The 13517-nt window shown below is 32.4% G+C and carries 13 protein-coding genes; 8 read left to right on the plus strand and 5 right to left on the minus strand.

Translation table 11 applies throughout. The annotated features are described in order from the left end of the window. Positions 1-17: 17 nt before the first annotated feature. Entirely contained in the window at positions 18-1541 is a 1524-nt protein-coding gene (locus tag AC1EUV_RS07250; RefSeq protein WP_480198012.1) for a hypothetical protein, read from the minus strand. Between the two features lie 40 nt (positions 1542-1581). Then, complete coding sequence (locus AC1EUV_RS07255; RefSeq protein ID WP_480198013.1) at positions 1582-2601, minus strand: glutaminyl-peptide cyclotransferase; 1020 nt, start codon at positions 2599-2601, stop codon at positions 1582-1584. Positions 2602-2714: 113 nt separating this feature from the next. Here AC1EUV_RS07255 and AC1EUV_RS07260 point away from each other — a divergent pair, with 113 nt between their 5' ends. Next, positions 2715-3005, plus strand: a complete 291-nt coding sequence (locus AC1EUV_RS07260; protein ID WP_480198014.1) for a type B 50S ribosomal protein L31 — start codon at positions 2715-2717, stop codon at positions 3003-3005. Between the two features lie 106 nt (positions 3006-3111). Here the strand turns inward: AC1EUV_RS07260 and AC1EUV_RS07265 are convergent, their stop codons facing one another. After that, positions 3112-3627, minus strand: coding sequence for a DUF2892 domain-containing protein (locus tag AC1EUV_RS07265; protein ID WP_480198015.1), 516 nt, complete (start codon positions 3625-3627; stop codon positions 3112-3114). Between the two features lie 233 nt (positions 3628-3860). Here AC1EUV_RS07265 and AC1EUV_RS07270 point away from each other — a divergent pair, with 233 nt between their 5' ends. The 7 genes from AC1EUV_RS07270 to AC1EUV_RS07300 all read left to right on the plus strand — a co-directional run bounded on the left by AC1EUV_RS07270 (position 3861) and on the right by AC1EUV_RS07300 (position 10819). After that, positions 3861-6104, plus strand: coding sequence for a transglycosylase domain-containing protein (locus AC1EUV_RS07270; protein ID WP_480198016.1), 2244 nt, complete (start codon positions 3861-3863; stop codon positions 6102-6104). A 106-nt stretch (positions 6105-6210) separates the two neighbouring features. Next, positions 6211-6987 (plus strand): hypothetical protein, encoded by a 777-nt coding sequence (locus AC1EUV_RS07275; RefSeq protein ID WP_480198017.1) that lies wholly within the window; start codon positions 6211-6213, stop codon positions 6985-6987. 102 nt (positions 6988-7089) lie between these two features. Then, positions 7090-7734 (plus strand): DinB family protein, encoded by a 645-nt coding sequence (locus tag AC1EUV_RS07280; RefSeq protein WP_480198018.1) that lies wholly within the window; start codon positions 7090-7092, stop codon positions 7732-7734. Between the two features lie 47 nt (positions 7735-7781). Next, entirely contained in the window at positions 7782-8003 is a 222-nt protein-coding gene (locus tag AC1EUV_RS07285) for a hypothetical protein (protein ID WP_480198019.1), read from the plus strand. A gap of 46 nt (positions 8004-8049) precedes the next feature. Beyond that, positions 8050-9630, plus strand: a complete 1581-nt coding sequence (locus tag AC1EUV_RS07290) for an amidase (protein ID WP_480198020.1) — start codon at positions 8050-8052, stop codon at positions 9628-9630. A gap of 113 nt (positions 9631-9743) precedes the next feature. Then, positions 9744-10103 (plus strand): cupin domain-containing protein, encoded by a 360-nt coding sequence (locus AC1EUV_RS07295; protein WP_480198021.1) that lies wholly within the window; start codon positions 9744-9746, stop codon positions 10101-10103. Positions 10104-10111: 8 nt separating this feature from the next. After that, positions 10112-10819, plus strand: coding sequence for a DUF4197 domain-containing protein (locus AC1EUV_RS07300; RefSeq protein ID WP_480198022.1), 708 nt, complete (start codon positions 10112-10114; stop codon positions 10817-10819). Here the strand turns inward: AC1EUV_RS07300 and scpA are convergent. Continuing rightward, positions 10816-12876, minus strand: coding sequence for a methylmalonyl-CoA mutase (gene scpA, locus AC1EUV_RS07305; RefSeq protein ID WP_480198023.1), 2061 nt, complete (start codon positions 12874-12876; stop codon positions 10816-10818). The genes AC1EUV_RS07300 and scpA overlap by 4 nt on opposite strands. Then, positions 12876-13517 (minus strand): hypothetical protein, encoded by a 642-nt coding sequence (locus tag AC1EUV_RS07310; protein ID WP_480198024.1) that lies wholly within the window; start codon positions 13515-13517, stop codon positions 12876-12878. The genes scpA and AC1EUV_RS07310 overlap by 1 nt, the downstream gene beginning before the upstream one ends.

Genomic DNA, 13517 nt, shown 5'->3' on the forward strand with positions numbered 1-13517 from the left:
ATTTCATTGCTGCGAATCTAATTACCCTCTTCAAAATTAATATGTTGATAAGCACCAATATCTGGTAATGAAGTCCTATTAACGCCTAAAATGTCAAATGGTACTAAGGTAGCTCCAGTTAAAGACGCATTACCATTTGCACCTGAATCTTGTCCAATAATAAAATCATTATTAATTATATCTCGAAATCGAGGTTCGCCGTTTAAAATAATATTTTGATATAAACTACCATCATTAAAATCAAAAAGTGGATTATTTAATAATTCAGTATTAGTGGTGTCAAATTTTAATAAGCTATTTTCTACATTAAAATTAAAATCAGCTCCTTCTACTCTATCAACTATAAATTCTACATTCTGATTTCCATCAATGATGACATTGGTGAAATTAGCAGCTAGTAAATCAACTGGAGTTACAATCTCATTTCCATTCTCTATAGAAGTAAAAAAGTTATTTACCAGTACAGTCGGAAATTGTCTAAATCCACCTCTCCAATAGTTGGCAAATGTACAATGTGTAAAATTGTAGACGCCTCCTACTGTACATGCAAGTACAGATTGACCACTATTAGCCAGCACAAGATTTTCACCAAGAATATTTGTTTGCCTACCTAAAATTCCAAAATTAGAGGTATTATAAATCTGCGTATTTTTTATTGTAAGAGTTGGATCTGTTCCATTTATATCATCAACCAACAAACCAATAACTCCGTTCTTAATAATGGCATAATCAATCTCATTATTTTTACTTCCCGAACGAAGCCATATTGTACCCCATTGCCCAGCAACTTCAGAAAAAGTAGGTTCTAAACGATCGCCTTCAAAAATAACTTCATTATCTAATTCTCCATTTACTTTTAAAGAACCCTCTGGTTGTACTAATAATCCTGAATTGTCATGAAAGTAAACTTTTGTTCCTGCCTCTATGGTTAATGTCTTATTAGCAGGCACGCCTACATAACCATAGACTACATAGGGTTTATCATTTTGCCAAGTAGTATCATCATCCAATAAAAATCCATTAACTGTTATATCATCACCCATTTCATCTTGACCCAAAACAATAGTTTCTACAATACCTTGCGAGTCACGACTAGGAAACAAAAAGTGCGCATCTTGAACTAAGGTTACCAAATCTACATCTTGAAAGTTATTAGCAGCATCAAAAACAATAGAGTCGGTATAAATAGGGTTTGTAACTTGATTAAAATCTATAGTAGCTTCTACAAATATGTAAATGCTGTCTTTTGCAAGTATATCGATATTCTGAAATGCTTTACCAGGAATTCCATCAACATTTAATCGATAAAAAGAATTATCTCCCCTACCTAACGCAATAGTTGGAATTGTAATCGCATCATTACTTCTATTATAAACTTTAAAGCTTCTTGTGCTAGAACCAACATTTGTAAAAACAGTATCTAAAAAAATAGTGTCTTTAGAAAATTGAAGTTCACCTTTACTTAGAATAGTATCAAAATCTTTACGGCACGAACCTAATGAAACGAGAAGTACAATAAGTAAAAAAAGACCAGAACGCATTCTTTAATTTTATAAAGTTATAACTAAGATAACTATTAGTTTATTGCTTCTTTTTAAGCTTTATTTCAAAGACTTTATTCCATCTCTTACCAGTTACAAACAGACGATTATTAGCCGCATCATAGGCTATTCCATTAAGAACATGATCATTACCAGATTGACCTGCTTTAGACTGCAACCCTTTCATGTCTACTATACCAACAACGGCGCCACTTTTTGAATCAACAATTACTATACTATTACGCTGCCACATATTTGCATAGATTTTACCATCTATATATTCTAATTCATTTAAATCATCAGCTTTGCGCTTATTGGTATAAATTTCAATAAAACCCTCTTCTTTTTGCGTATCAGGGTTTAAAAACCAAATACGCTCTGTACCATCACTTTTAATCAATTTTTCTGCATTATGAGTTAAACCCCAACCTTCTTTACTTTGATTATAAACAAACTCATTCTTTTGGTCAAAAGTTTCAAGATCGAATACAAATCCTTTTTTACTTTGCCAAGTTAACATGTAAACATTATTACCAAAAATAGTTATGCCTTCGCCAAAATACTGTTTTCCTAAATCATGTTTTTGTAATACCTCACCTGTTTCTAAATTTACTTTTCTCAAAGATGATTCTCCATATTGTCCCGTACTTTCATATAAGAAGTCGTTGTGAAATTCCAGTCCTTGTGTAAAAGCATCTTTATCATGTGGAAATTCATTTACAATTTCATATACATAAATTTCTGGAGCTTCTGCCGCTAAAAAATGTACTGTGTTTGTTAGCTGTTTTTGCTTTTCACCGTAAAAAACTGTAGCTGATATAGCATGTTTACCTAGTCGATTATTATCTATATTAATGTCTGAATTGGCGATTAAGCGCTTCCCGTCAAGGTAATAACGAACAGAATCAATAGGTTTGTTATTCTTTTCTGAAACTGTAAAACTCAATTTCTCATTTACATTTATGGTTTTCGGAGAGGTCAATTTTAACTTATATTGGTTACCACAAGCTGATAAAAAAAGTGCTAAAACACTAATGATAGAAAGTAATCTAAAGGTCATTATTTAATTTTTGAGTAAAAAGTATTTTTATAGTTTGAATTTTCAAAAATAGTATTAAATTTGCACTCTCAAAACTGCAAAGCAGTTATTTAACAATTAAAAAGAAGATTACGATGAGAAAAGGAATTCATCCAGAAAATTATAGAATGGTCGCTTTTAAAGATATGTCTAACAATGATGTGTTTTTAACGCGTTCTACTGCTGATACAAAAGAAACAATTGAGGTAGATGGTGTTGAGTATCCGTTAGTGAAACTTGAGATTTCTAGAACATCACACCCATATTACACTGGTAAAGTTAAATTAGTTGATACGGCTGGTCGTATTGATAAGTTTAAAAACAAATATGCTAAGTTTAAAAAAGAAGCTCCTAAAGTAGAAGCTGCTTCTCAAGAAGAAGAATAAATTTAGCTCATTAAAGATTTCTATCCTTTCTCCCCTTTAAGATTGGAAACAAAAAACCTCGAAATATACATTTCGAGGTTTTTTAATTTTAAGAAACTTATTGTAACTAAATACGTTTCATTTGTTGTTTTAGTTGTTGTATTTGCTCCTTGAGCATACCATGCTTATCTAGTTTCTTAGCTTCAGCTATTAGATTAGTTGCTTCTCTTTTTCTACGCTTAGTAGCAGCAACACCTGCCAATTGTAATTTTGCCATAGCAAGATCATGATCCATTGATAAGCCGAGTTTAATAGCTTTCTTGAAAAACTTTTCCGCCTGAGTTAAATTAGTTTGAGACACCATAATACCTTGCAAAAAATTATAATACCCTTCTTGTTTCTGTATTAAGGCAGCACTTGGATTCTTAATATATGATAACCACTTAGTAGCACCTGCAAAATCTTGTTTACGCATACGTAAAAACGCTAGTAACAAAAATTCATTCTTAAAATAGAAAAAAACAAATATACCCGCCAATAAAATCAAAGAGATTCCATTACCAATATTACCTTCTACAAATTGATAAACCGCCCAAGCAAAAATACCTACAGCTAATACTAATTTTATATTTTTATTAAACATCTAGAAATTAAAATTTAGAGGCGCAATTTACAAAATGATTTTGGCTTTACCTCATATAAAAAAGTTCAAAAAACTAACTCCATAGGAGCCAAATTTAAACTAAACTTTCTATGCATCAGATAGAATACATAGAACAAAATAAATTTATTAAGAATACTATACTTATCAAATAATAATCAGTAAATTATAACGTTAAAATCAAAGATTTTAAATGATAATTCTCCTTTCTATCAATGTTTAAAAAACTATTCAAGTATTTAATAACCATTATTCTTATATGCGGTATAGGTTTTAGTTTATATATAACATCAGTGTATTATGGGATTTTTGGCCCTCTCTATACGGCTGATCAATTGAAAGAATTCAAGAATCAAACCGCAACCTTAGTACTATCTGAAGAGAGTTCAATTATAGGTAAATATTATGCCGAAAACAGAATAAATATTACCTATGATAAATTACCTAAGCATCTTATAAATGCTTTAGTCGCGACCGAAGACGCTCGTTATTTTGAACACGAAGGGGTAGATTCTCGTAGTTTGCTACGTGTGCTTTTTAAAACCATACTCTTTAATAAAAAAAGTGCTGGAGGTGGTAGCACCATTAATCAGCAACTAGCAAAGAATATGTATGGCCGTAAAAAGTATGGCCCGTTGACCATGTTAGTAAATAAAACTAAAGAAGCTTTTTTAGCCCATAGATTAGAAGGTATTTATTCTAAAGAAGATATTCTAACGCTTTATTTAAACACTGTCCCTTTCGGGGAAAACGTACTCGGTATAGAAACAGCTTCTAGACGCTACTACAACAAACCAGTTGAAAAGCTAAAAAAAGAGGAAGCTGCTGTCTTAATTGGTATGCTAAAAGCCAACACCTATTACAATCCACGATTGTACCCTGAAAATGCAATAAATCGTCGCAATGTTGTCTTGGCGCAAATGGAAAAATATGGATATATACAAACTAAAGAAAAAGATTCGCTACAACAACTTCCATTAAAATTAGACTATGCCAATTTAGAATCTGAAGGTCCAGCTAATTATTTTTTAGCTGAAGTAAAAAAAGATGTAAAGAAGATCTTAGATGCTATTAATAAAAGAGATGGTACAGATTATAGTATTGAAAAAAGCGGATTAACTATTAAAACAACGCTAAATCTAAATCTTCAGAAATACGCTCTTAATGCTTTTAAAAGTCATTTAAGCGTTATGCAAAATCGCTTAAGAAAACAGCACAAAAGTGGTCAAAGTAATAAAAAACTGAATGAATTAGTAACTAAAGAATTAAAACGTTTGAAGCTTAGTAAAAAGGCAAATGAGCGAAAAAACAGAGAACTTTTCGGTTGGAATGGTTTTTATACCGATTCTATTTCTGTCAGAGATAGTTTAAAACACACGCTTACATTATTGCATGCCGGTTTTTTGGCTTTAGAGCCTACTACCGGAGCTGTAAAAACATGGATAGGCGGTATCGATTATCGAACACAACCTTATGACCAGATTTTTGCTCAGAGACAGATTGCATCTACCTTTAAACCCATTTTGTACGCTACTGCTTTAGAAAATGACATGTCTCCTTGTGACTATCTAGATAATGATAAATTAGTACTGACGGACTTTAACAACTGGCAACCACAGAATTATGATAAGTCTACTGGTGGTAACTATACATTAGCAGCATCCTTGGCAAAATCATTGAATATTCCTACTATAAACCTCTTTTTAGAAACTCCATTTAGTTCAATTGATAGTTTATGGAATCGTATGGGTTTTTCACAGAAATTAATAAACAAACCTTCATTAGCACTAGGTACATCAAGTGCAAGTATTTATGAAACAGCTATTGCCTACTCAGCCTTTGCAAATGGTGGATATAAAATAGAGCCTAAAACTATTGTATCTATAAAAACATCAGAAGGTAAAGTTATTTACTATAATAAGCTACTAAAAAGTGAAAAGCGCATACTAAGCGAGAAAATAACCACGCTATTAAATGCAATGTTACAAAAGGCGGTAACTGATGGTACTGGAGCTTCTTTAAAAAATAAATACGGAATCAATTTACCTTTGGCAGGAAAGACTGGAACTTCACAAGATTATGCAGATGCATGGTTTGCAGCATACAATCCTAAATTAGTACTAGTAACACGCGTTGGAGCTTCCTCACCAATAATCAAATTTAATTCTGGATCAAATGGAGCTGGTAGCACACTGGCTTTACCTCTGGTTGCTAAAACATTGCAACGCGTACAAAAAACGAATTGGATTAAAAAAACATATATCTCTGAATTTGATAGTCTATCAGATGATTTAGCAGTTACGATGACTTGTGAAGATTATGAAGAAGACTCTGGAATATCAAAATTCTTCAACGGCATATTTAAAAAAGAAGAAACTACATTAGACAGAGCTAGACGGCGCGCAGAACGAAAAGCAAAGCGTAAAAAACGAAGAGAAGAAAGACGTAAGGAGTCTTAAAATACATGCATTTGGTTAAGAAAAAGCAACCATTTAACAATATGAACGTCTAATTATTAGCAAAATAACTTATATTTGACTATTAATAATTATTAATTGCTTAAACATGAAAAGAAATCTACCCCTTGTATTAATTGCTTGCCTTTTAGTACTTTCGGCATTTAATGGCGAAAAAAAATCTAAAAAAGTCTGGTATAAAGCTACTGATGGTAGCGGATATATTAGCCTAGAAAGAGTTGATGTTGATAATGCTGAATCAATTCTTAACACTACTGTAAATGCTTATTTTGGTAATGAAAAATTACAGTTTACGACCTCTACAACTTGTGAGAGTAATAAATTAGCAAACGCTTCAAAAATTCAATTTAATGGCACTATAGATTCTAATATGAATCCTGTGGTTTATAATGGTGAGCGTGTGAAAACAAAAAGAAATGCTTCGTATTGGAGTTTTCAAGGTGATTTTAAAAATGAGATTACCAATGATCCAGAAGTAAATCAATTTTTATATCCAAATCATAGCGCGGTTATTAGAATGCCATTAGAAACTATACCATCTTTCAATGTATGGGCTGTTGTTCCTAATTTACCATTTAATAAAGCAGAAGGTACTTTTAAGTTTAATTCTTTAGATGAAACAAAATTATATGTAAAAAAAGGTCAAACTATTAACTATTTAGGTCAATTTGATACTGATGTTGCTGGTGAAACTCAATCATTACACAAATTTGTACATCAAGGCAAAAAAGTAAAACCTGCTTACTACTGGGTTAATAATGACAGAGAACTTGTAAAAATTCAACTTGATGGTGAATTTGAATTTGTAAAAAGTACTAAAGAAGAAGCTTTAGGTAAGGCCGTTGCTAATATATCTGAAGACTAGTATTTTTATATAAAAAATTAAAAATCCGTAGCAATTTTGTTGCGGATTTTTTTGTACTCAATTTTAGCTTAACTTTAAAGAATTAACTAAATTTTCTTTAAAATGGAAACATCTTCGGATAATCGCAGAAATTTTATCAAAAAGTCAGCACTGCTAACCGCAGGAATTGCACTGATTCCTTCAATGACTCAGGCAGAAACTCCATTACTCCATTCAAATGATAATATTTATATGGTAGGTCCACAAGAAGGTTATTCTTCTCATGTTGGTTCATTACTTTCTATGATGACCATGATGCGAGCATTGGTAGTAAGACAGGTCAAAGATCTTTCTGCCGAAGAATTAGATTATCAAATAGATGATGAATCAAATTCAATTGGAGCTATGCTTTTACACTTAGCTGCTACAGAAAAATATTATCAACTAAATACTTTTAATGAAATGGAATGGGGAAGTTGGAGTGATGATATTAAAAAAGAATGGGATGTACCTATGGGTCTTGGTAAGAAAGGAAGAGAAGTAATAAAAGGAAATGATATTTCATATTATTTAAATAAGTTAGAAGAAGTACGAGATGTAACTAAAAAAGAATTTACCAAACGTGATGATAATTGGATTCAAAAATCAGAAGTTTTTTTTCAAAATAAACCTACAAACAATTATTGCAAATGGTTTCATGTTTGCGAACATGAATCAAATCATCTTGGACAAATAAAGTTTATTAAGAAAAGATTACCCAAAAAGTGAGATTTAACTTTAAGTATCTCATTTTTATATTTTTTGCACTGCTTTTGTTGTTATTACTTTTACCAAAAACTACAATTAGAATATGTGAAGTATGTGGCGTTCAAGAATATGAACGATCTATATCTGGTAAAACCATGGAACTAATTAGTGAACGTGAAGTTGATGAGCTAGGTTCGTATAAAAAGTGGCGACAAGAAAATGATACTATTCACAATCCACATGTATGGAAAGAAGTTGATGCAACAACTAAAAAGTTACTCATTCACTAAAATTAAATATCTTTATACTACATAATAATTCTAAAAACTATACTTAATGTCTTTTGCTCAAAAACTAGCAACGCTATCTTTTTTATTTCTATTTGTAACATGTAAACAAGAAACAAAAGTTGATAACAATAAAGAAACTGATTTCGATTTCGAAAATATTACGATAAGCAACCTTAAAGAAGGTTACAATAATGGGATATTCACTATTAAAGATGTTACTCAAAAATATTTAAACAGAATTGAAGAAATAGATAATAACGGCCCAAAATTAAACTCCATTATTCAAGTAAATCCCGATGCATTAACTATAGCAGAGCAATTAGATCAAGAATTAAAAGGAGGAAGATCTAGAGGAGCATTACATGGTATTCCAATCATTTTAAAGGATAATATTGACACACATGACAATATGTATACCACTGCAGGATCAAGGGCCTTACAAGAGTCAAAACCTTTACAAGACAGTTATGTAGCAAAAAAACTAAAAGAAGCAGGAGCAATAATAATTGCTAAGGCGAATTTAAGCGAGTGGGCAAATTTTAGAGGGCAAATGTCCTCAAGTGGTTGGAGCGGAATTAATGGTCAAACAAAAAACCCATATGTTTTAGATCGCAACCCGTGCGGATCAAGCTCTGGTTCTGGCGCTTCGGTCTCAGCCGGGTTAAGCTTAATTGCTATTGGTACAGAAACAAATGGTTCTATTGTTTGTCCTTCAAATGCAAATGGCGTCGTGGGCATAAAGCCAACAGTTGGTTTGATAAGTCGTTCAGGTATAATTCCAATTTCATTTACTCAAGATACTGCAGGACCGATGGCAAGATCATTGACTGATGCTACACTTTGTTTAAATGTTTTAACGGGAGTTGACTCAACTGACACAAAAACTTTAGCTAGTAAAGATTATATTCAAAAAGATTATACTCAATTCTTAAAAAAAGATGGTCTAAAAGGAAAAAGAATAGGCATGTATAAAGCTCCTTTAGGAAGAAATTTTAAGGTAGATACACTTTTTAATCAGGCTATAGATTATATGAAAACCCAGGGAGCAGAAATTATTGAAATAGATAAAATTGCTGATAATACTATTGGTGGTATGTCCTTTCAAATTATGCTTTATGAATATAAAGATGGCTTAAATAAATACTTTGAATCTCTTGGATCAAACGCTAAGATTAAGAACCTAGAAGAATTGATTGAATTCAATAAAAAAGATTCTATTGAATTAGAGTTTTTCAACCAGCGCTATTTAGAAATGGCACAAGAAAAAGGTGGCTTAGATTCTAAAGAATATAAAACTACGTTGGCTAATATGTTAAAAGGATCTAGAGAGAATGGCATAGATAGAGTGATGAATGAACATAATTTGGATGCTATTGTTGCTCCTACAGGAGGACCAGCATGGAAAACAGATCATTTAAATGGAGATTCTTTTGGGCTAGGGAGTTCATCTCCAGCTGCAAGAGCAGGATATCCTAATATTACGGTTCCAATGGGTTTTATTGGTGAATTACCAGTTGGTATTTCTATATTTGGTCGTGCTTGGAGTGAGCCTAATTTATTAGAAATTGCTTATGCTTATGAACAGGGAACAAAACATAGAAAAGCACCCAAGTTTTTAGAACATTAACAGCACAGGGTCAGTTTGAATGAAATTCTGAAAGAATTTTGTGTCGAAAACAAATAATTCTCGATACACTTTTTCTTCTAAAACCACTCGAATTGACAATAAGATTAAAAAATATGGAAGTAGCAAATATTAAAGAAAAGTTTAATTTATTCAATGAGCATTGGAGCCCGAAAATTATTGGACAATTGAATGGACAAGACGTCAAACTAGCCAAACTCAAAGGTGAATTTGTTTGGCATGATCATAAAAATGAAGATGAATTATTCTTTATTATTAAAGGTAGCCTTGTTTTAGAATTTAGAGATAAAACTATTACACTCAATGAAGGAGAAATGATTATTGTACCAAAAGGTGTTGAGCACAAACCTATAGCTCATGAAGAAGTCTGGGTTTTATTATTTGAACCAAGTAATATTAAACATACAGGAAACGTTAAACATGCACTGACAAAAGAAAAATTTGAAAAAATCTAATTAAAAAAATGAAACACTTAAGAATATCTCTTTTTCTGTCAATGCTCATTTTAAGCTCTTGTGCAGAATTACAACAAGTAGTAAACCAACTTCCTCAAGCTACCGTTTCAAATACCGATATAATTTCCGGATTAAAACAAGCGTTAGAAATTGGCATAGATAAACAAGTGCAAAAATTAACCTTAAAAGATGGTTTCTATAAAAATGAATTAGTGAAAATTCTGCTTCCACAAGAATTGCAAAAAGTAGACAAAACATTACGTAATGTAGGCTTAGGTAATTTAGCAGATGAAGGATTAAAAGTATTAAACAGGGCTGCTGAAGATGCCGTTAAAGAAGCGACACCAATTTTTGTAAATGCAGTAACTAATATAACTTTTGCTGATGCTCGAAATATTTTATTAGGTAGTGATAATGCTGCAACTAATTATTTAGAAAACAATACTTCAAAGGAGTTATATGATAAGTTTCATCCAGTTATAAATAGTTCATTCAAAAAGGTAGGAGCAGATGAAATTTGGAAAAACCTAATCAATAAATACAATAGTTTACCAATTGTATTTAATAAAGTAAATCCTGACTTGACAGATTATGTAACAAATGAAGCTTTAGGTGGTGTTTACACTATGATTGCCATACAAGAGAAAGAAATTAGAACAAATATTGCCTCAAGAACAAATACACTTTTACAACGTGTATTTGCTTTACAGGATTAATCTTCTGTGCTTTCTATTAATATTTCTAATATTTCAATTGCAGCTTTAGCAATTTTAGTACCAGGTCCAAAAACACCTACCACACCAGCATCAAATAAGAATTGATAGTCTTGTGGTGGAATTACGCCACCAGCTATAACCATAATGTCTTCGCGTCCATAATTCTTCAGTTCTTCTAAAACTTGAGGTACTAAGGTTTTATGCCCAGCTGCTAAAGAAGAAACACCTAAAATATGTACATCGTTCTCCACAGCCTGCTTGGCAGCTTCTTTGGGTGTTTGAAACAATGGACCAATGTCTACATCAAAACCAAGATCGGCAAAACTGGTAGCTACAACTTTAGCTCCCCGATCATGTCCATCTTGCCCCATTTTAGCAACCATAATACGAGGACGACGACCTTCTAACTCAGCAAATTTATCTGCTAGTTCAATTGCCTTTTTAAAGCTTTCATCTTCTTTTATTTCTCTACTATACACGCCAGTTATTGAATTTATACTTGCTTTATATCGCCCAAAAATAGATTCTAAAGCGTTAGATATCTCTCCTAAGGTAGCTCTTTCTTTAGCAGCATCTACAGCCAAAGCTAGTAAATTTCCTTCACTCGATTTAGCACACTCAGTTAATTTAGTCAGGGTTTCTCTTACTTTTTCAGGGTTTCTATCTGCTTTAAGTTGATCTAGTCTTTTGATCTGAGAATTACGAACAGCCTGATTATCTACCTCAAGGATATGTAATGGGTCTTCCTCTTTTAACTGATATTTATTTACTCCTACAATTACATCTTGTCCACTATCTATTCGTGCTTGCTTTTTAGCCGCTGCTTCCTCTATTCTTAGTTTTGGTATTCCTTTTTCAATCGCCTTAGTCATCCCACCAAGGTCTTCTACTTCCTGAATCAATTCCCAAGCTTTATTAGCGATATCTTCTGTTAGTTGTTCTACATAGTAAGAACCAGCCCAGGGATCAACCGTCTTCGTAATTTTAGTCTCTTCTTGAATATAAATTTGGGTATTACGAGCTATGCGCGCCGAAAAATCGGTAGGCAAAGCAATCGCCTCGTCTAAGGCATTTGTATGTAAACTCTGTGTACCACCAAAAGCTGCTGCCATAGCCTCTATTGCAGTTCTAGCCACATTATTAAATGGATCTTGAGCTGTTAAACTCCAACCACTTGTTTGGCAATGTGTTCTTAATGTCAATGATTTAGAGTTCTTAGGATTAAATTGTTTGACAATCTTAGCCCATAACATCCTACCAGCTCTAAGCTTAGCAATTTCCTGAAAATGGTGCATACCAATAGCCCAGAAAAACGATAAACGCGGAGCAAAACTATCTATATCCATTCCAGCTTCGATTCCAGTTCTAATATATTCTAATCCATCTGCTAAGGTATATGCCAATTCAATTTCAGGTGTAGCTCCAGCTTCCTGCATATGATAACCAGAAATGGAAATAGAGTTAAACTTTGGCATATTCTTGCTGGTATATTTAAAAATATCAGCAATAATCTTCATTGAAGGTGTCGGTGGGTAGATATATGTATTACGCACCATAAACTCCTTTAGAATGTCATTTTGGATAGTTCCAGATAATTTTTCAGGGCTTACCCCCTGCTCTTCTGCAGCTACTATGTAAAATGCTAGAATTGGTAATACAGCACCATTCATAGTCATTGATACTGACATTTGATCCAGAGGAATTTGATCAAAAAGAATTTTCATATCCTCAACAGAATCGATAGCTACACCAGCTTTACCTACATCTCCTTGTACCCTCTCGTGATCTGAATCATATCCGCGATGTGTAGCTAAATCGAATGCTACAGACAAGCCTTTTTGACCAGCTGCTAAATTTCTACGGTAAAAGGCATTACTCTCTTCTGCAGTAGAAAAACCTGCATATTGACGGATCGTCCATGGACGGCGTACATACATTGTTGAATATGGTCCACGTAAATTTGGGGCAATACCGGCAACAAAATTCTCATGCTCAAAAATTTTTACTTTTGAGTGTTGAGTTTTGAGTTCTATATTTTGAATATTTTTCCTCAGCATTATAGTTGTATCTTTCTAATAAAAGGATCAAAATCCATTTCAAAAGGTGTCATAATATTCAATAAAAATGTTTTTTGATTTGAAGAAATCAAATAAATAGTACTAAACATTTCGTAATCTTCTTCATCAGAATTCTCATCATAAGAATTGAATCTTGTTAACCGATATTTGGCTTTAAATACCTGTAAACCTTGTTGACCTATGTAAGTTGCTTTAATTTTATTATGAAAAATCCCTGTTGCTCTTTGGTATTGTTCATGATTTTTTCTCAGATAGTAAAGCAATTGGCTTGCATTACTCTTATTAAAAGGCATATAAGGAAGTGCATTTACATAAACTTCTGAAAATAATTCTTCATTATAAAAGTCATAATGGTTCCCTCGAGTTACTTTTCTTTGTTCATAAGCTTTTTTGTAATAGTAACGCTCATCTTTATTACTTATGGACTCATGAAAACTTTTAATTTCACTCTCTGATAATTCTTTATAACCTTCGGGTAAAAATAGTTTTATCTGATCTTTTTCAAGTGCATAATATTGCCCAAAATCAACAGGTTTCTTAAGCATATCTTCACTAAACCCTTTACTTTTTTTGCAGGATAATACAACCGCTATCAATACTAAAAATAAAATCTTTCTCAT

The sequence above is a fragment of the Maritimimonas sp. 2304DJ26-3 genome, assembly GCF_056591635.1.